The organism is Pseudomonas sp. DW-iso3, from assembly GCF_058725305.1.
In genome coordinates, this window is sequence record NZ_JBZXDZ010000002.1 from 447,308 (window position 1) to 466,343 (window position 19,036).

Below are 19,036 nucleotides of genomic sequence, written 5' to 3' on the forward strand. Positions count from 1 at the left end.
GTATGTTGAGTAGAACCGCCGCAGATCTGTACTGGATGTCCCGTTACCTGGAACGTGCCGAGAACCTGGCACGCATGCTGGAAGTCAGTTATTCGCTGTCATTGATGCCCCAGGCCGGGCGCAGTGACGGACTGGATGAATTGGCCATGTCGTTGCTCAGCAGCGGCACCCTGGACAGTTACCTGGAACGCCATAAACAGCTGGACGCCGAGCGTATGCTGCACTTTTTCGCCCTCGACGAAGAAAACCCCGCCAGCATCTACAACTGCCTACGTGCCGCCCGTGGCAATGCCCACGCGGTACGCGGGCGCATCACTGCCGATATGTGGGAAAACCTCAACGCCACCTGGCTGGAAATGCGCAGCATCGCCGCCGGCGGCCTGGCGCGACATGGCATCAGCCACTTCTGTGATTGGGTCAAGCAGCGCTCGCACCTGTTCCGGGGGGCTACCTCCGGGACGATCATGCGCAACGACGCCTATCGGTTTATCCGCCTGGGCACCTTTGTCGAGCGCGCCGATAACACCCTGCGCCTGCTGGATGCGCGCTACGAGATGTTTGGCGAGGAGTCGGAAGAAGTCAGCGACTTGTCGGCACGCGGTTACTACCAGTGGAGTGCCCTGCTCCGCGCGTTGTCGTCGTTCGAGGCCTACACCGAGCTGTACCCGAACGCACTGAATGCCCGTTCCGTGTCCGAGTTGCTGCTGTTGCGCAGTGATGTGCCGCGTTCGTTGCATGCCTGCATCGAGGAACTGAGCCATATTCTGGCAGACCTGCCCGGCAGTTATGGGCGCACGGCGCAGCGGCTGGCGGCGGAGTTCGAGGCGCGGCTGAGGTATACCGGGATTGATGAGATTCTTGAAGAGGGATTGCACAGCCGTCTGACGGACTTTATCGACACCGTGCGCGAGTTGGCGCGGGCGATTCAAAGTTCCTACCTGGAAATGGTCTGAGTGCATGTCGGGCACCTAACTGTCAGTTAGGGTGATTGACCCTGCTTGGATACCGCTCTTATGTTGGGCAGGTGAACGCCTTCCCATCATAAGAACAGGTACAGCGCATGTCCGAACTCAACCTCACCCCTACCGCCGCCAAAACCCTGCAACGCTGGCACGCCATGTTAGCCAATCGTGACCTCAAGGCCCTGCCCGACCTGCTGGCGCCCGACGCTGTTTTCCGCTCGCCCATGGCCCATACACCGTACCCTGGCGCGCCGGTCGTCTCGATGATCCTCAATACGGTGATCAACGTGTTCGAGGACTTCACCTATCACCGCGAACTTGCCACCGGCGATGGCTTGAGTGTCGTGCTGGAATTCAGCGCGCGTGTGGGCGACAAGCAACTCAAGGGCATCGACCTGATCCGTTTCAACGAACAAGGGCAGATCATCGAGTTTGAAGTGATGATCCGCCCGTTGAGCGGGCTGCAAGCCCTGGGTGAGGAAATGGGCCGGCGCCTGGCGCCTTACCTGGCCAAGGCCAAGGGCTGATTAGCGACGTCGGTGCCAACGGTGCTGGCGGACGTGAGCCTGCGCCTCGTGCACCGCACCCTGCAATTGCATGGGCGCAGCATCCGCTTGGTGGATCAACCGGGTCGAGGCGCGACCTTTAGATTTTTCCTAGAAACCCGAGCATCAGCGCGTTGACCTGTCGGGCTTGTTCGTTCTGAATCCAGTGACCACAGTTCGCCAGTACGTGCTGCTCAAGCTGTGGCACTGAATCCGGCATGCGCTTGAGCGTGTGGGCTTCGAAGACCCCCACCGGATCGCGGTCGCCGATCAGAAACAGCGTGGGTTGCAGCACTTGCTGTCCCGCCAGGAACTCAGTGCGCTGCCAGTTGCGTTCGAAATTGCGATACCAATTCAGCGGGCCGCGGAAACCCTGGTCAGCGAACGTGCCCACATAAACGTCCAGATCCGCCTGGGAGCACCAGTGTGGTAATGGACCGGGCGCCGGAATGCCTTCAAGCAAGGTGGCGCTGGCCGGTTTCTGTTGCAAAAACACATCCTGGTCCTGCATGAACAGACGCAGTGTGCGTTCGACATCGGCGTCCAACTCCTGCTCGGCAACGCCCGGTGTCTGGAAATACAGGATGTAGTTGAAACGGTCGGCGTACAACTCGCGCATGATCTCGATCACTGGCCGCCGTGCACGTCCGGCGAATGGCACGGACAGCGTGATCAAGCGTGTGACACGCTCAGGCTCAAGCAGCGCCAGGTGCCAGGCCACCACGGCGCCCCAGTCATGGCCGACCATCACCACCTGGGTATGGTCGAAGTGGTCCATGGCCTGCTGGATATCGCCGCATAGCGTCAACAGGTCATAGTCGGTTATTTCAGGCGGTGAACAGGTGCGGCCATAACCGCGCATTTCCGGGGCAAACACCCGATAACCCGCCGCTGCCAGTACGGGAATCTGTTCGCGCCAGGAGTGCCAGCACTCCGGGAAACCGTGAAGCAGCCAGACCGGTACGCCCTGTTCGGGCCCCGCAATATGAACACTTAACTCGATACCGTTGACGCTGATGAGGTGCTGGCTCATGGGCATGACCTGTTTGACGGTTTTGCCCAGCGTGGACCCTTGCTGTTCAAGCCGCCAGCATCATTGACGCCAGGAATGACTCAAGCCACCGTCCACCAGCGCGGCAACAATTGACGTACCCGTGCCTCGCCAAACCGGTCATCGATCAGCATCACCACGCCCTGATCCTGTTGGCTGCGGATCACCCGGCCTGCGGCCTGCACGACTTTCTGGATACCAGGGTACAGGTAGGTGTAGTCGTAACCCGCGCCGAAGATCGCGCCCATGCGCAGCTTCATCTGTTCGTTGACCGGGTTTAGCTGGGGTAAGCCGAGGGTGGCAATGAATGCGCCGATCAGGCGGGCACCGGGTAGGTCGATGCCTTCGCCGAATGCGCCGCCCAATACCGCGAAACCGATACCCTGACTGTGCTCGGTGAATTGGTCGAGAAAGGCCTGGCGCTCGGCTTCGGCCATGCCGCGAGACTGTTGCCACAGCGTGATCGTTGGGTGCTTCTCGGCCAGTAACTGCGCCACTTGTTGCAGATAATCGAAACTGCTGAAGAATGCCAGGTAATTGCCAGGTTGCTGGGTGTACTGGCGAGCGATCAGCTCGACGATAGGTTCCAACGAGGCGTGGCGATGGACGAAACGGGTGGATATTTCATCAACGATGCGCACGTGTAATTGCTCGGCCTTGAACGGCGATTCCACATCGATCCATGCCGTATCCGCCGGCAAGCCGAGCAAGTCCGCGTAGTAATGTCGGGGGCTCAGGGTCGCGGAAAACAGCACGCTGCTGCGGGCTGCCGTCAACCGTGGGCGGATGAACTCGGCGGGCACCACGTTGCGCAGGCACAGGGTCGAGCTGCTGCGCTTGCCGCTGAGCTGGCGCTTGCTGATGTCGAAAATGAAGTGTTCGTTGAACAGCTCGGCGACCTTGCCGAACTGCAGCACCTCGAAATAGAAGCGTTGCAGGTCGCCGCTGAGGGATTCGGGGTGATCGTTGAAGTATTCACCCATGGCGCTGGTGCACAGGCTCAGGGCCTGCAACAGCTTCTCGGGGCGGGCGGTGTAGGCCTGGTACGGCGCGAGTTGGTCCTTGTGCAGTGCGTTCCACGCGCGGTTAAGCCGCTGCAAGGGTTGCTTCAAGGGCTCGGGGGCGGTCTCGCGCACTGTCTTGAGGTGGTACTGGTCGAGACTGGCGCTGTACATCGAGCGAGCCCGCTCGACCAGGTTGTGCGCCTCGTCCACCAGCACGGCTGCGCGCCATTGGTTGAGCTGGGCCAGGCCGAACAGCATGGCGCCAAAATCGAAGTAGTAGTTGTAGTCGGCGACCACCAGGTCGGCCCAGCGTGCCATTTCCTGGCTCAGGTAATACGGGCAGACATCATGGGCCAACGCCACGTCGCGCAGGTTGCGCTGGTCCAGCAGGCGCACCTTGGCGGCGGCGATGCGCGCGGCGGGCAGACGGTCGTAGAAGCCCTTGGCCAGCGGGCAGGCGTCACCGTGACACGCTTTGTCCAGGTGCTCGCAGGCTTTGTCCCGCGCCACCAGTTCCAGCACTCGCAGTGGCTGGTCAGGACTGCTGGCATGCAGCACCTGGGCGGCATCCAGGGCGAGCTTGCGGCCGGGGGTCTTGGCGGTGAGGAAGAACAGCTTGTCCAGTCGCTGAGGCGCCAATGCCTTGAGCAAGGGGAAAATCGTACCGATGGTCTTGCCAATGCCGGTCGGTGCCTGGGCCATCAGACAACGGCCGGTACTGACCGCCTTGTACACCGACTCGGCAAGCGAACGCTGTCCAGGACGGAAACCGGCATGGGGAAACGCCAGGGTTTGCGCGGCGCTGTTGCGCGCTTCGCGGTGTGCCATTTCCTGCTGGGCCCAACCGAGGAACAGCGCGCATTGCTGGTTGAAGAAGGGTTCCAGCTCGGCGGCTTGAAAGCGTTGGTTGAGCACCGTCTCGCCTTCACCGACGATGTCGAAGTACACCAGCGCCAGGTTGATGTGCGAGAGGTTGAGTTTCTGGCACATCAACCAGCCATACACTTTGACCTGAGCCCAGTGTAATTGACGATGGTTGGCGGGCTGGGCATCGAGGTCACCGCGATAGGTCTTCACTTCTTCCAGACGGTTGGCGTCCGGGTCGTAGCCGTCCGCCCTGCCCCGCACCTTGAGTTGTTGGTACTCGCCTTCTAGCGCCACTTCATTCTGGTAGTGCGCGCTGCGCCGCGAAGCGACGGTGCGGTGGCCGATGATGCCTTCCTGAGCACTGGGCGACGGTGTGAAGCGCAGGTCGAGGTCACCTACTTTGGCCGTGAACTCGCACAGCGCGCGCACGGCAACGCTGTAGCTCAAGCCGACTCTGCCCAGCGCACATAGCAGACCGTTACCGGCATCTGGTATTCGCTGCAGAACTCCAGCCAGCGCAACTGGTTATCCTGCAGGCGATCGCCAGGTCCCTTGACCTCGATCATGCGGTAGGTTTTTTGCGTCGGCCAGAACTGGATCAGGTCCGGCATGCCGGCGCGGTTGGCGCGAATGTCCAGTAACAGCCGTTCGAACCAGTAGCGCAGGTGTTCGGCGGGCAGGCAGGCTAGGGCCTGTTCCAGCAGGTCTTCGCTCAGCAGGTTCCAGAACACGAAGGGCGACTGGATCCCCCATTTGTCGCTGTAACGCTGGCGAATCGTGGTTTTGTAGCGTTCGTCCTGCAACTGCTCGAAACACGCAGCGAACAGCGGTGCACGGCGCGGGCGGAAGTCCTCGCTGTGCAGGTCCGCCGGGCCACGTTGAAACGGATGGAAGAATGAGCCCGGCAGCGGCGCAAAGATTACGTCCCAGCACAGCAGGCCGAACAGTGAATTGATCAGCCCGTTTTCAACGTAGTGCACCGGCCCATCAGGCTCGCTGAGGTGCGCCTGCACGCAGTACTCCACCGACATCAGCGGCTCGGGTAGCGCAAGGGCCAGGTCCAGGCGCGTGACCGCACGAGGCTGCGCTTTGGGCAAGGCCGGCTTACCCAGTTTGCGGCGCAGCCGTGGCACCACACGCAATAAGTGCTGCTGCTCGGCGGCGCTTTCCGGAGCCTGTTGAGCGGCGTTCGCCAAGGCCATGGCTTGGCCGTAGTCCTCCTGGCGCTCCAGCACCCGTATCAACCTGGAGCGGGCACCGGGATAGGCGCACGTGCGATAGATCTGTTCCGCCAATGCCAGTTCAGCAATGCGCTCGCACTGTTGACCGACCTGGAACAACAATTTGGCCCGCCGCTTTTCCAGCCAAGGATTGTCGGTACTCAAGGTTGCGATCTGCGCCAGTACCTGCTCCAGCGTTTCACCGGCCTCAAAAGCCTGCTGGCATTGGTGCAGGAACAGAAAACCATGCACATCGTCACGGCTGCGCAGGCCGCGGGATTCTGCGCAGAATTCGACTTTTTCGTAGGTGTAGATGCCCAGGTCTGCCAGCACGAATTCCGACCAGTCCTGATGCAGGTTGCCGAAGAACATCAGGCGCAGGCGGTCGCACAGCTCCATGATCGAGAGGCTGTACAGCGTGTCGGCAAGCTCCGGACACCAGCCAGCAAAACTGCGGCGGTCGGTAAAGTGTGCCGACAGCCCTTGCAGCCAATCGGACTTCCTGCCTTTGGGCTGGTCGATCCAGGGCTTGAACGCGCCGAGGATTTCGCCCTTTTGCAGCAAGGCAAACAGCTCTTCAAAGGCCAGTAAGAACTGAGTGTCGACCCAGCCCAATTCAAGCAACGGCGCAGCAGCGGTGTGGGTGCAGCCGATCTCCACGTAGTTGAGTTTGCCCGCCCGGAAATGCACGCCCTTGCGCATCACCATGCGCACCAAAAGCGCCTGGGATGGCTGCGGCAACCTGTCAAATTGCTGAATGAAATGCTGTTCGTCCGCATCGAGCAGATCCGCATAACGTAGCCCCAGCCAATGCAGGACCTGGCGGAAGTTATGCAGGTAATAGAGCGGGTCTTCGAGGGGATTGGCCATGGTACGCAGCGATCAAATACTGGTTATGCATACAGAGTGCCGTCGCAAAGACCAGGTTGCAATCGCTAATAGATAAATGGCGGCTGCAACTTTTTGCATAAAAGTGATCAGATGGTGAAGTCGATGGCGTAACATTTGTTGCCCGCGGCCTCTGGCGCGGGACTTTTAAGGGTTAAGGTAAGGGTTATGAACATGAAGAATTTGGGTCTGCCGCTGGTTGCACTCACTTTTCTGGTATTGGCCGGTTGCGCGACGCAAACCGTAGTGACGCTGCAAAATGGCACGCAGTATTTGACCAAGGACACCCCGAAAACCCAGACCGCCGATGGCTTTTACGAGTTCACCGACATCGCCGGCAAGCGTGTACGGGTCAAGGCTGCCGATGTGGCCACCGTGCGTAAGGAAGGCTGATCGAATAGGTCAGTGGGGGCCGGGCCCCCACTGACCCTCTTCAACCGATGGCAATGCCCTCCCCCGACCACCCGTTGACCCCCACCAATGTCACCGAATCTGCGCCGAAGCTGATCACTGTGTCCCCTCCGTGCTCACGGTATTGAGCACTCCCCTCTACCTCCTTGAATACCAGTTGATCGCTTGGCTGATAGCCGATGATCCGGTCCTGGCCAAACTGACCGCTGAACAAAAAGGTGTTGTGCCCGCTGTTGTCACGAATCGTGTCATTGCCTTTGCCGCCTTCGATAAAGTCCGCACCCTTGCCGCCCTGGATCAGGTCGTTGCCGTCGCTGCCGATGATGAAGGTATTGCCCTTATGCGGCTCGGCATTGCGGTTGAGGTCCTGCACCCAGGTGGTGGCCCGTGCCGGGTCGGACAGGTTGGCGACGATCACGGTGGAGTCGCGGGTCATTTGCTCATAGAACCCGGAGTCGAGCACGCGACTCAGGCCATCGCCGTACCCGGTAGGCAGGTGCGAAACCCAAGTCGGCAGATTGACAATGGAAAACGGCAGCACATTCCACAGCGTCGAGGCGTAGTGGTCGTTGAAACTGACAATATTGTCGGTGGTGGACTCATGGGGGGTGTCGTGCACACCCAGGGAAGACAGGGTGAAGGATGAGCCATCCAGCGCACGGAACACCGGGTCATTCTCGTAGCCGATGTTGAGCACCTTGTCGCTGGCACTCTGGGTCGGCGAGGCGTAGGCCACGTAGTTCGCGTCCTTGTAGAACCCCGACCACTTGCTGTTGCTCAGGTCGGCCATGCTGTTGACTGCCAGCCCGCCCAGGCTGTGGCCGCTGACCACTACATCGTGACCGCTCAAGCCTTGGGCGCTGGCGTAGTCGGCCACATTCTTGAGCAACCCGCCGAAGGCTTCCCCGGCGTAATTCTTCGCGTAATCCTTGGGGCCCAGGGCGGCCAGCAGGTCGCTGACCAGGTCACCGATGGAATCGCTGATCAAGGTTTCCCGAGGCCCCGAAGTGCCGCGAAAACCAATGCCGATTTCCAGCAGTTTTCCGGCGTCATCGTACTTGCCCAGCACCTCGACCTGGGCCGTGGTGTAGCCCGTCTTCTCGCCAAAGAAGGTGCCTCGCGCATCGACGTTGCCACTGTAACTCAGGGTGCTGGCGCTGATGGGCGTCCAACCGGCCTTGTGTACCGCGTCCAGCGCGGCTTTTTCGGAGTCCGGGTTCCAGGGGATGCCGGGGATTACGCCCTGGGAGTCCGTGCTGCCCAACAGCGCCCCGACCAACGTAGCCGGCAAGCCCAGTCCCAGGCCGTTGTGCTGGTACCCCACGGCAAAGCCGTTATCCAGGTTGTGATAGGAATACAACGTGATCGCCATGGCATCGGCGAACAATGCTTTTGAGCCCTCGGTCCCGAGGTTTTTATAATCAAAGATACCCATGGTGCCGCCTCTCTTGTTGTTGAATGTCGAGAAAGCCAAGTAGCAATCATCAGAACGCCCAATCGAGGCTCAAGCCCACCCCATGGACTTTGTCCTTGCTGGACAGCAGGCCGTTGTAGTCGAAGTTCACCCGCGCTTCCTTGCTTAACGCCAGACTCACCCGTGCACCGACCAACGCGGCATCACGCGCCATCGGCGCACTTTCGACGGCAAACGAAGGTCCGCCCGAGGCGAAGGCCAGGTGCTGCTCCGAGTCAGTGCTGCTCAGGGTGTGCTGCCAGCCCAGGGTGCCGGACACCTCCAACTGCTGGTGGTCATTCACATTGAAGGTTTTCAGGGCGCGCATACCCAGGGTGCTCAGCACCAGGTCGCGGGTATCGTCGCGACTTTCAAGCGCCGCAGCGTCACCTTTTTCGGTGAAACCATCGCTGTCCAAGTGCACATAGGCCAGGTTGGCGAATGGCTCCAGCGCCAACGGTTGCACGTTGATGCGATAGGCCGCCTCGGTGAACACCTGGGTGCTGCGTGCATCAACCTTGGCTTTCTGCTTGCCGGAGACGTCGCCGTATTGCAGGTCGCGCTTCACGTCTGCGCGGTGCCAGCTGTAGGTGGCACCCCCGCTCAAGCGCCAGGCGCCGATCTCATGCCCGGCATAGGCGCCGAAGTGGTAGCTGTCGACCGACGCACGTGAATGCGTGCCGCTGCCCATGTTCAGTGAGGTATCGCTGTAGCCCGCGACCAGGCCGATGCGCGTGGACTCGTCGAGTGCACCGTCCACCCCGGCGAGCATGCCGCCGATGGAGGTCGTATAGCCTGCAGTGTCGCTGCGGCTGTCGGTCTTGCCCCAGGCGCCCAAGGCCTTCACCCACACGTTGCCACGGGTGTCGACGGTCTCGCTGGTCGCACCCATCTCTCCATTGCGCAGGCGCTCGCCGACGGCTTCGCGTACATAGCGGCTGTCATTGACCAGGGCGGTTTCCAGTGCCGGGTAGATCTCCCCCGACAGTTGCTGGAAAGCACCTTGCGCCGAAGCAGCATCCGGCGCCAGCAGCAGGCTCTCATACACGGCATTGCCCGCGCCCAACTGCTCGGCGGAGGCGGCCACGGCTCGCTGGTTGTCCGTGGCACCCACGCTGGCAAAACTGTTGGCGTTACGCGCCACGTCCAGTTGCACGCCGTTGGCCGCATAGTTCAGATTGCCGCCAAGGAACAGGTAGTTGGGCAGCACCGCGCCAAAGCTGCCGCTAACTCCGCCGGCGGCTTGCAGGATGTTGTACTGGCGCCCGATCAGGCTTTGCGCCTGTGCGCCACTGAGCAGCGTCGGGCTGTTTTCCAGCGCGAGGGTCACCGTGCCGCCGTTCAACGTGGCGGTGCCTCCCGCCACAATACGATCGCTGTTGGTGGGCGACAGCTCCACGGCGTAGGTCGACCCGGCCTCAAACGTCACATCCCCCGCCACGTTCAAGGTGCCGATGGAGTTGCCCGGCGCTACCGTGCCGCCGGCTTTCGCCAGCAGTGAACCGATGCGCCCTGAGCCTGCGACCACGCCACTTTGGCTCACGGTCACCGGCGAGGTGACCGAACCATTGATCGCCAGCAGGCCCTGGTTGACCAACGTCGGGCCGCTGTAGGTATTGGTGCCGGTGAGTATCAGCGTGCCAATGCCCTGTTTGGTCAGGCCGCCGTGCCCGGCGATGTCATTGCTCCACAGGTCCAGCCCGCAATGCACATCGTTGCAGGTGCGCTGAGTCGGCTTGCCGGCATCGACAATCGCGCCTACACCCGGCAAATCCGCGACAAACTGCCCGCTGCCATAGGCGCCGTCGATGCGGAACTCGGCCGGAATGTCCTCGGCCGTGACAAACATCCCCGGGCCATTGATCGCCTTGCCCAGGTTGATCATGCCCCAGCCGTACAGCGAGTCGATACCCGGTGCGCCGAGATCGGTGGCGGTAGTCTTGAGCAGCGTCGAAATCTGGTCGCCGCTCATGTACGGGAAACGCTCCATCAGCACGGCCGCGCTGCCGGCCACATGGGGCGCCGCCATGGACGTGCCGTTGAAGTTGGCGTAATCGGTGGTGAGATTGTCCAGGTTGGTGCCGTTGATGACGGAACTGTAGATCTTGGTACCGGGGGCCGACACGCAAAAGCTCGCCGCATAACCGCAACGTGAAGAGAACGTACTGATCACATACGGATCGGCGCTTGCGGTGTCCGGGTTCTGTTGCAAGGCCGCGACGGACAGCCAGTTGGGTGCAATCTCCGGCACAAAGTACGCCAGCCCCGAAATCGCGTCCGGGTTATTGCGGTTGTAGTCATTACCGGCGGCGAAGATCGTCAGCACGCCGCTGCGGGCCGCGTCGATCGCGCCCTGGTAGGCGCCACCGGCGATCGTTCCGAGGATCGGCCGGATGTTATTGAACTGCGCCTGCGCTTCATTGACCGTGAAATTCGGGAAAGCCGGGTCGCGCCCGCCCTTGGCGTACTGGTCACCGATGCCGATGCCCCAGCTGTTGTTGATGATCCGCGCGCCGCTGGCGACCAAGGCGTCCCAGCCGGCCTTGTACACCGCGCCATCGTTGCCGAGGATGATGCCGTCTTCCGGACCTGGGTCACCGTTCTCGGCGCTGATGATTTGCGCATCAAAGGCCACGCCGTGCATCGGCCCGCCATCGCGGTTACCCGCGGCGATTCCGCCGACGTGGGTTCCGTGGTTGCCGAGCTTGCCATTGGAACCGAGGGACGGTGTGCCGTCATAACGAAACGCATCGCCGGCCTTCACCGGAATGTACGGGTCGGTGTATTGGCGAATACCCTCGGTGACAATCGTCACCACCTTGCCGGGGCTGGCGAACTCCGGATGCTGGGCATACACCGGCTGATCGAAGATCCCCAGCTTGACGCCCTTGCCGGTGTAGCCGGCGGCATACGCGGTATCCGCATGCACAGCGCCCAGGCCCCAGTCGGCCTTGAACTCATTGCTGCGCCAGCTGGCGGCATCGCCCAGCTTGCCGGTTTCCACATAGGGTGCGGCCTGGGCGGTACCCAGGCTTGCCAGGCAACACAGCAACGCACCGTATGGCACGCTGCGGTTGGCCTTGAGCGGATAGCCCAAGGCGGTGCGGATGGCGGTAGTTAACCCTGACTTGCGTGTATTCACGGTGACCTTCCTTAGTTTTCTTATTGCACGTGTGTAAATCGCTTCAGAATTGCCAGTTGAGGCTCAGCCCCACACCCTGGGTTTTCTCCCGGCCACCCAATTGGCCGTTGTAATCGAGGTTGACCCGCGTGACCGGGCTCAGCGCCAAGCTGGCCTGCACGCCCACCAGCGCGGCGTCGCGCAGCAAGGGCGAACTGCGCACGGCGAATGAAGGCCCGCCGGCAACAAACGCCAGGTGTTCTTCGGATTCAATGGCGGTGAGGCTGTGCTGCCACCCCAGCGAGCCAGAAAGCTGCAGCTGTTGGTGATCATTGAGGGCAACGGTTTTCAGTGCGCGCATGCCAAGCGTGCTGAGCACGGCGTCCCGGCGATCGCTGCCACGCTCCAGCGCCGCAGCAGCGCCTTTTTCATGGAACGCCTCACTGTCCAGGTGCACATATGCCAGGTTGGCGAACGGCTCCAGTGCCAAGGGTTGCAGGTGTATCCGGTAGGCCGCTTCGGTAAAGAGTTGCGCCGTGTGCGCATCCAGCTTGGCGTTCTGTTTACCGCTGACAGCGCCGTAGTGCAGATCACGCTTTACGTCACCGCGATGCCAGCTGTAGGCGCCACCGGCACTGACGCGCCAATCGCCCAGCTCGCGCCCGGCATACGCGCCGAGGTGATAACTGTCGATGGACGCAGAGGAATGTGTACCGCTGCCCATGTTCAATGAGCTATCGCTGTAACCGGCGACCAGCCCCACGCGAGTCTGCTCGTCCAGCGCACCCTCCACGCCGCCCAGCAAACCACCGAGGGACGTGGTTGAACCCGCCGTCTCACTGCGGCTGTCGGCCTTGCCCCAGGCGCCAAGTGCCTTGAGCCACAGGTTGCTTTCAGCGTTGACCGGCACATGGCGCAAACGCTCGCCCACGGCGTCACGTAGCGACTGGCTGTCGTTGATCAGCATGGCGCCAATCGCCGGGTAGATCTCCCCGGACAGTTGCTGCAAGCCTTGTTGCGCGACCGCAATGGAATCCGACTGCAGCACGCTTTCATACACGGGGTTGCCCGCGCCCAATTGCTCGGCGGCAGCGGCTACGTTGCGTTGGTTGCGGGTCGCCGCCACGCTGGCGAAGGTGGCGTCATTGCGGACCACGTCCAACTGCACGCCGTCGGTGGCGTAAGCGAGGGTGCCCCCGAGGAACAGATAGTCGGGCAACACCTGGCCAAATTGGCCCTGGATACCCCCCACCGCCTGCAGGATGGTGTACTGGCGGCCGATCAGGCTTTGCGCCTGCGCGCCGCTAAGCAGGGTCGGGCTATTTTCCAGAGCCAGGGTGACGTTGCCGCCGCCCAGGATTGCCCTGCCGCCGGCGACGATACGGTCGCTGTCGGTGGGCGTGAGTTCCACCGCATAGGTCGAACCTGCCCCCAGGTTCACGTCACCCGCCACCTGCAAGGTGCCCACGGAGTTGCCCGGTGCTACGCGGCCACCCGGGTGAACCGACAGCGCGGCAATCCGCCCGGAGCCGCCCAGTGTGCCGCTGTCGTTGACCGTCACCGCAGAGGTCAGCGAGCCGTTGACTGCCAGCAACCCGCCGTTGACGGTGGTCGCCCCGCGATAGGTGCTGTCGCCGCTGAGTACCAGCGTACCCGCGCCGGACTTGATCAGGCTGCCTTCATAGATCCGCGTCGCGGCCGCTTGATCGCGTGCCGTGCCGACAGCGTAGTCCGTTTGGTCCTGCTGGCTGGCACTGGCGCCCACGCCGTTTTGCCAGCCCTTGTCGATCAGGGTCTGCTGCCAAGCGCTGTGCTCGATAGCGTCCTCGGCCTGGCGCCGCAGCAAGGCCTGGTCGGAGATGCCGTTGCTCCATACATCGCCCTGCCCGGCCGCGAGGCTGACGTTCATAGGCCCGAGTAACTGCCCCGGGCCGTGCATCGCCCGTCCCAGGTCCGGCACACCCCAACCTACGGTGGTCGTGGGCGCCTGGGTGAGGGAACCATCGAGCTGCGTGGCGGTGGTCAACAACACCTGCAACGCCTGCTCGTTGGTCATATAGGGGTAGCGCTCCATCACCAGCGCCAACGCGCCGGTAGCATGGGGCGCCGACATCGAAGTGCCGGATTTGACGCCATAACCGCCGTCGGGGATGGTGCTGTTGATCAACGCACCGGGGGTGGAAATGCACCAGTATTTGGCAATGCCACACTGGTTGTATTTCTGGTTGTTGGCCTTGTCCAGGCCCGACACCGCCAGCCAGTGTCCTTCCAATTCCGGCTGGAAATACGGCAACGCCGAGCGCACGCTGGCGTTCGCGTAACCACTGTTGCCGGCGCTGAAGACGTTGATGACACCGGCTTTGGCCACGTCCGCCGCCGCATCCAGCCAAGTGCCCTGGTTGTAGTGCTGGGCGTAGGCCGCATGCAGGTCAGCGAGGGTGCGGTAACTGACATCCTTGGGTTGGCTGCCCCAGCTGTTGTTGATTGCCCGCACACCGGAATCCACCAGGGCGCTGTACACCGCCTTGAAGTATTTGGGATCGGGCGTCGGGCCAAACAGGAAGCTGTCGTTGGCGTTGGTATTGCCCACGTAGAGTTGTGCATTGTACGCCACGCCGTGCATGCCCACGCCGTCGCGGGCTGCGCCCATCGTGCCGGTGACATGGGTACCGTGAGAATCATTGTTAGGGTTAAGCGCACCAGTGGTGCTGAAGGCGCTGCCATCGACGTAACTGCCGCTGGCGCTGACGGCGTGATAACGATCCCTGGAGGCCTCCGGATGGTTGGGATCGAAGCCTGAGTCCAGTGCGCCGATCTTTACCCCGCTGCCGGTAATGCCGGCAGCGTAGGCTTCATCCGCCTTCATGCGTCCCAACCCCCAGTCGCTCTGGAACTCGCTGGAACGCCAACTGGCGGCGTTCCCTGGCTGGCCGTTCTCGGTGTAGGCCGCTTGCGCCGCAACGGACAACAGCAGCAAGGAGGTGGCGGTAAACGGTTTGAAACGCGGCGAATCGGTGATCATAGAAACCATCCTTATTGTTGTTATAGAGGCCTACTTCATGGGGCCGAAGGCCTCATCGACTTTTGCCAGGTCGGTGTCCCGCAGGTTGCCGGCGTAGTAATGCAATTTGGTCCAGGCCATCAGGTAGTCATACCGTGCCTGTGCCAGGTCGCGGCGGGTGCTGTAGAGCTGCTGCTCGGCGTTCAACGCATCCAGGTTGACCCGCTCGCCGCCGAGGATGCTTTGCTGGGTCGACACCACCAGCGCTTCGGCAGACACCAGTGCCTTTTGATACGCACGCAACTTGCTCACCCCCGACAGGCAGGCGCTGAACTGCCGACGCAGTTCGATCAGGGTTTCGCGGGTCTTGCCCTCCAGTTCGTACTCGGCCTGCTCCATGGCGCGGCTGGCCTGGCGCGTGGACGCGGAGATACCGCCACCGGCATACAGCGGCAGGCTGACTTCGACGCCGATGGTGTTGGTGTCATAGCGCTGGTTGTAGGTGTTGCCGCTGTCGGACTCCTGTTGTCGCGAGCTGGCATAGGCCGTGACCTTGGGCAAATGCCCGGCGCGATTGCGCTCAACTTCATAACGCGCCACTTCCAGAGCCTGGCGCTGGGAGGCCAGCGTGGGGTTGTTGCTGATCGCCAGCTCATGCCAGGTGTCATAGTTGGCCGGCGTCAGGGTGAACGCGGCAAACCCCTGGTTCAGCGGGGCCAGGTCATGGATGTTGACGCTCTGCACGCCGATCAAGGCGCCCAGTTCCCGCAGGGACGCATCCTGTTCGTCCAAGGCTTGGATCTCTTCGGCGGTGGCCAATTCGTAGCGTGATTCGGCTTCCAGAATGTCCGTGCGAGTCCCCTCGCCTTGCTGGAACAAATGCTGGTTCTGCTGGAATTGCTGTTCGAACGCCTTCTTCTTGGCACGCGCGATGTCGATCTGGTCCTGGGCGAACAACGCCTGGGTGTAATACGTCAGCACCCGCACCAGCAGCGCCTGGCTCTTGTCGCGAAAGCTTTCATCGGCGAACAATGCCTGGGCCACGCCCTTGCGGTAATTGGCATAGGCCTCGTAGTCGAACAGCGGCTGTTGCAGGCTGAAGGTAGAGCCGTAGCTGTTGTAGTTGCGGTCGTCGTGGTAATTGCCACCTCGCCCGTCCGGCAAGGTCGCTTGGGAATTGTTGCGGCCCTTGTTGTAGTTGTACGAGAGCCTCGGCAATAGCCCGGCGCGGCCGATGGCGCGGTTTTCCAGACCGGCGTCGCGCTCCTTGATGGCGCCAAGGAAAACGGGATCGTTACGCAAGGCCTGCTCATAGACATCGAACGGGCCCATGGCGGCCTGGGCACTCGCGCTGGTCAACAGCAAGGCGATAAACATGTGCTTCATGCCTACTCCTCGGTCAACGCGGAGCCGGCACGGTCGAGCAGCGGCTTGAACAGGTAATTGAGCAACGAGCGCTCGCCGGTGCGCACGAACATCTCGGCGGGCATGCCCGGCTTGATCACCAGCCCGTGGAGTTTTTCCAAGGCCGCTTCGCTGACCGTGGTGCGCAGCACGTAATAGGGCGCGCCGGTTTTTTCGTCGAGCATCTGGTCAGCGGAAATCAGGCTGACCTCCCCCGGCACACGCGGTGTGCGGCTCTGGTTGAAGGCGGTGAACAGGATGTCGACCGGCAGGTGGGTGCCAACCTTGTCGACCAAATGCACCGGCAAGTGCCCTTCCACCTCCAGGCGCGTGTCCTGGGGCACGATTTCCAGCAGGGTTTCACCGGCACGCACCACGGCGCCTTCGGTGTGCACGCTGAGATTGACCGCGATGCCATCTGCCGGCGCGTTGATTTCGCTGTGCTGCAGGTCGAACCCCGCCGAGGTAAGTTGCTGCTCCAGGGTCAGGCTACGCAGTTGCGAATCGGCCAACTGGCTGCGCACCTCCTTTTGGTATTCCTCACTGTGCTGCTGCAGTTTCAACCGCGATTCGAGAATGCCCTGCTCTACCCGGCCACTTTCGCCGGTGTTCTGCGCCAGGTCCTGTTGCACCTGAGACAACTGCCGCTGGTAGTCCATCAGCCGATTGCGCGGGATGTAGCCATTGTCGGCCAAGGGTTGCAGATTGCTCAGTTGATCGCGCAGGGATTGGGCCTGGGCGGTCAGGTCGCTGCGGGCACGGCGCATGCCGTTCAACTGTGCGGTGGCGCCGTCGATATTGGCGCGGATACCGGCCTGCTCCCGGGCAAAGGCTTCGCGACGGCTGCTGAACAATTGACGCTGACCTTCCAGCACCAGCGCCAGGGCGGGGTCGGGATTGGCGCTCAGTTCAGGCGGAAAGAGGATGCTGGCCCGGTTGTCGCGCTCGCTCTGCCAGCGTGCCACGCTGGCCCAGGCCATGCGGTACTGGGCTTGCAGGGACTGCACATCGGCCTGGTGCTGAGTCTGGTCGAGACGAAACAGCGGCTGGCCTTGCTTCACCCGTTCGCCCTCCTTCACCAAAATCCGGCTGACCACGCCGGGGCTCAGGGTTTGCACCGCCTTGCGCTTGCCCGATACTACTACGGTGCCCTGCACCGGAATCCCCTGGTCCAACGGCGCCAGGCTGGCCCACAGGAAAAAACCGCCAGCCCCGACCACCGTCAGCAGCCAGCCCATACGCGCGAAGAAGTTCGCGTCGCGTTGTTCAAAAGTGATGCTGCTCATGCGCCTGGATTCCTTCCGGCCTGGTACTGACGACTGAAACTCACGCCCGGTTTCTCTCTAGGCGGCTCCTGCTGGCCGGACAACGCCCGCAGCACTTCCTGACTCGGCCCGAATGCCTGCAAATGCCCCTCGCTGAGCACCAGCAGCTTGTCGGCCTGGGCCAGCGCGGACGAGCGATGGGTGACCAGCACCACGCTGCTGCCCTGGGCTTTCATCTGCACAATGGCGCTGGCCAGGGCCGCTTCGCCAACGGTATCGAGGTTAGAGTTGGGCTCGTCCAGCACGATCAGGCGCGGCCCGCCGTACAGGGCGCGCGCTAACGCCACCCGTTGTTTCTGACCGCCCGACAGGCCGCCGCCGTTGTCGCCCAGCACCGTGTCGTAGCCTTGAGGTAAACGCAGGATCAGTTCATGCACGCCGGCCTGCTGCGCGGCACGTACCACGGATTCAGGATCAGCCTGGCGAAAACGCGCGATATTGTCGGCAATGCTGCCGCTGAACAGTTCGATGTCCTGGGGCAGGTAGCCGATGTGGGGGCCGAGGTCGTCGCGGTCCCAGCGGTGAATGTCCGCACCATCCAGGCGCACGGTGCCCGCCAGGGTCGGCCATACCCCCACCAACACACGGGCCAGGGTCGATTTGCCGGAGCCCGATGCCCCCAGAACGCCGAGCACTTCACCGGCGACCAGGTTGAAACTGACTTGATGCAAGGTCGCCACACGCCGGCCGGGCGGGCCCGCGCTGACCTGTTCGAAACTGACCTGACCTTTGGGCGCCGGCAGCTTCATCTGCTCCACTTCCGGCGGAAATTCGCGCAACAGATCATCCAGCCGCTGGTAGGCCAGCTTGGCCGAACTCCATTGCTTCCACACCGCAATCAACTGGTCGATGGGGCTGAGCACTCGCCCCATCAGAATGGAACCGGCGATCATCATCCCGGCGGTCATATCGCCCTTGATCACCAGCAATGCCCCCAAGCCCAGCACCAGCGATTGCAGGCACAGGCGCAGGCATTTGCTCAGCGAGGTCACGACTGAGCCGGTATCACTGGCTTGGTTCTGCAAGCCGAGAAACTGCGAATGCACTGCAAACCAACGTTGGCGCAGCGCACCGAGCATGCCCATGGCCTGGATGGTTTCGGCATTGTGCAAGTGGCTGGTGGCCAATTGCGTGGATTGCTGGGAATAACCACTGGCCTCGCCCAACGGCTTTTTGGTCAGGTATTCATTCAGGCACGCCAGGCCGATCAACAGCACTGCGCCCGCGGTGGCCAGCACGCCCAGCCATACGTTGAACAGGAAGATCACAAACAGGTAGAGGGGAAACCACGGCGCATCGAAAAACGCGAACAGCGCCGGTCCCGTGATGAATTGGCGGATATGGGTCAAATCGCCAAGGGATTGCCCGGCATGTCCCTGCCCACGTTGCAGGTTGCGCTCAAACGCGGCCTTGTACACACGCAGGTTGAAACGCCGCTCCAACTGGCTGCCGATACGGATAACGATAAAACTGCGGATCGCCTCAAGCGTGCCAATAAACGCAAAGAACCCCACGACCATCAGTGTCAACATCACCAGGGTGGTTTCATTCTGGGAGGACAGCACGCGGTCATACACTTGCAGCATATAAATCGACGGCACCAGCATCAGCAGGTTAATCAATGCCGTAAAACAGCCAACACTGATCAAAATACGTTTGTATTCACCCAGCGCCTTGAATAACGGCGCGACGGCATGGGACTTCGCCATGTTTTCTGATCTTCCCTGAAACAAATTGCGCGCAATAGTTGCCCCAGCCCCACATAACGGAGCGGCCAACTAATA

12 protein-coding genes are annotated in these 19,036 nt (G+C 61.9%); 3 read left to right on the top strand and 9 right to left on the bottom strand.

Going from position 1 to position 19,036, the window contains the following annotated elements; all coding sequences use genetic code 11:
* Window positions 1-2: 2 nt before the first annotated feature.
* Together AC4PS7_RS07855 and AC4PS7_RS07860 are read left to right on the top strand one after the other, a co-directional pair.
* Window positions 3-953 (top strand): alpha-E domain-containing protein, encoded by a 951-nt coding sequence (locus AC4PS7_RS07855; RefSeq protein WP_010210504.1) that lies wholly within the window; start codon window positions 3-5, stop codon window positions 951-953.
* A gap of 107 nt (window positions 954-1,060) precedes the next feature.
* Window positions 1,061-1,489: a nuclear transport factor 2 family protein gene (locus tag AC4PS7_RS07860; protein WP_021493172.1), complete on the top strand. Its 429-nt coding sequence runs from the start codon at window positions 1,061-1,063 to the stop codon at window positions 1,487-1,489.
* Between the two features lie 118 nt (window positions 1,490-1,607).
* On the opposite strand, the gene AC4PS7_RS07865 is transcribed toward AC4PS7_RS07860, so the two are convergent.
* The 3 genes from AC4PS7_RS07865 to AC4PS7_RS07875 form a co-directional block, all read right to left on the bottom strand.
* On the bottom strand, window positions 1,608-2,540 hold the full coding sequence (locus AC4PS7_RS07865) for an alpha/beta fold hydrolase (protein WP_050513970.1): 933 nt from the start codon (window positions 2,538-2,540) through the stop codon (window positions 1,608-1,610).
* Between the two features lie 80 nt (window positions 2,541-2,620).
* Window positions 2,621-4,876: an ATP-dependent DNA helicase gene (locus AC4PS7_RS07870; RefSeq protein WP_047542033.1), complete on the bottom strand. Its 2,256-nt coding sequence runs from the start codon at window positions 4,874-4,876 to the stop codon at window positions 2,621-2,623.
* Window positions 4,873-6,519, bottom strand: a complete 1,647-nt coding sequence (locus AC4PS7_RS07875) for a VRR-NUC domain-containing protein (RefSeq protein ID WP_047542035.1) — start codon at window positions 6,517-6,519, stop codon at window positions 4,873-4,875. The genes AC4PS7_RS07870 and AC4PS7_RS07875 overlap by 4 nt, the downstream gene beginning before the upstream one ends.
* Before the next feature lie 186 nt (window positions 6,520-6,705).
* On the opposite strand from AC4PS7_RS07875, the gene AC4PS7_RS07880 reads away from it, so the two are divergent.
* Window positions 6,706-6,930, top strand: coding sequence for a YgdI/YgdR family lipoprotein (locus AC4PS7_RS07880; RefSeq protein ID WP_010210513.1), 225 nt, complete (start codon window positions 6,706-6,708; stop codon window positions 6,928-6,930).
* Between the two features lie 40 nt (window positions 6,931-6,970).
* Here AC4PS7_RS07880 and AC4PS7_RS07885 read toward each other — a convergent pair whose 3' ends face one another.
* The 6 genes from AC4PS7_RS07885 to AC4PS7_RS07910 are packed head-to-tail and all read right to left on the bottom strand — an operon-like array spanning window position 6,971 to window position 18,961.
* A complete protein-coding gene (locus tag AC4PS7_RS07885; protein WP_176332028.1) occupies window positions 6,971-8,383 on the bottom strand; it encodes a polyurethane esterase in 1,413 nt (470 codons plus the stop codon).
* A gap of 49 nt (window positions 8,384-8,432) precedes the next feature.
* Entirely contained in the window at window positions 8,433-11,543 is a 3,111-nt protein-coding gene (locus AC4PS7_RS07890; protein ID WP_176332029.1) for an autotransporter serine protease, read from the bottom strand.
* Window positions 11,544-11,586: 43 nt separating this feature from the next.
* Entirely contained in the window at window positions 11,587-14,544 is a 2,958-nt protein-coding gene (eprS, locus tag AC4PS7_RS07895; protein WP_176332030.1) for an autotransporter serine peptidase EprS, read from the bottom strand.
* Between the two features lie 30 nt (window positions 14,545-14,574).
* Window positions 14,575-15,909, bottom strand: coding sequence for a TolC family outer membrane protein (locus AC4PS7_RS07900; protein ID WP_021493178.1), 1,335 nt, complete (start codon window positions 15,907-15,909; stop codon window positions 14,575-14,577).
* A gap of 2 nt (window positions 15,910-15,911) precedes the next feature.
* On the bottom strand, window positions 15,912-17,213 hold the full coding sequence (locus AC4PS7_RS07905; protein WP_010210522.1) for an HlyD family type I secretion periplasmic adaptor subunit: 1,302 nt from the start codon (window positions 17,211-17,213) through the stop codon (window positions 15,912-15,914).
* Window positions 17,210-18,961 carry a type I secretion system permease/ATPase gene (locus AC4PS7_RS07910; RefSeq protein ID WP_044287176.1) on the bottom strand — a complete coding sequence of 584 codons (1,752 nt, stop codon included), beginning with the start codon at window positions 18,959-18,961 and terminating at the stop codon, window positions 17,210-17,212. The genes AC4PS7_RS07905 and AC4PS7_RS07910 overlap by 4 nt, the downstream gene beginning before the upstream one ends.
* Window positions 18,962-19,036: the final 75 nt, after the last annotated feature.

Coding starts and splice junctions, on each gene's coding strand:
- AC4PS7_RS07900 (WP_021493178.1), bottom strand. CDS start 15,909: ATGAAGCACATGTTTATCGCCTTGCTGTTGACCAGCGCGAGTGCCCAG.
- AC4PS7_RS07885 (WP_176332028.1), bottom strand. CDS start 8,383: ATGGGTATCTTTGATTATAAAAACCTCGGGACCGAGGGCTCAAAAGCA.
- AC4PS7_RS07875 (WP_047542035.1), bottom strand. CDS start 6,519: ATGGCCAATCCCCTCGAAGACCCGCTCTATTACCTGCATAACTTCCGC.
- AC4PS7_RS07905 (WP_010210522.1), bottom strand. CDS start 17,213: ATGAGCAGCATCACTTTTGAACAACGCGACGCGAACTTCTTCGCGCGT.
- AC4PS7_RS07855 (WP_010210504.1), top strand. CDS start 3: ATGTTGAGTAGAACCGCCGCAGATCTGTACTGGATGTCCCGTTACCTG.
- AC4PS7_RS07860 (WP_021493172.1), top strand. CDS start 1,061: ATGTCCGAACTCAACCTCACCCCTACCGCCGCCAAAACCCTGCAACGC.
- AC4PS7_RS07910 (WP_044287176.1), bottom strand. CDS start 18,961: ATGGCGAAGTCCCATGCCGTCGCGCCGTTATTCAAGGCGCTGGGTGAA.
- eprS (WP_176332030.1), bottom strand. CDS start 14,544: ATGATCACCGATTCGCCGCGTTTCAAACCGTTTACCGCCACCTCCTTG.
- AC4PS7_RS07865 (WP_050513970.1), bottom strand. CDS start 2,540: ATGAGCCAGCACCTCATCAGCGTCAACGGTATCGAGTTAAGTGTTCAT.
- AC4PS7_RS07880 (WP_010210513.1), top strand. CDS start 6,706: ATGAACATGAAGAATTTGGGTCTGCCGCTGGTTGCACTCACTTTTCTG.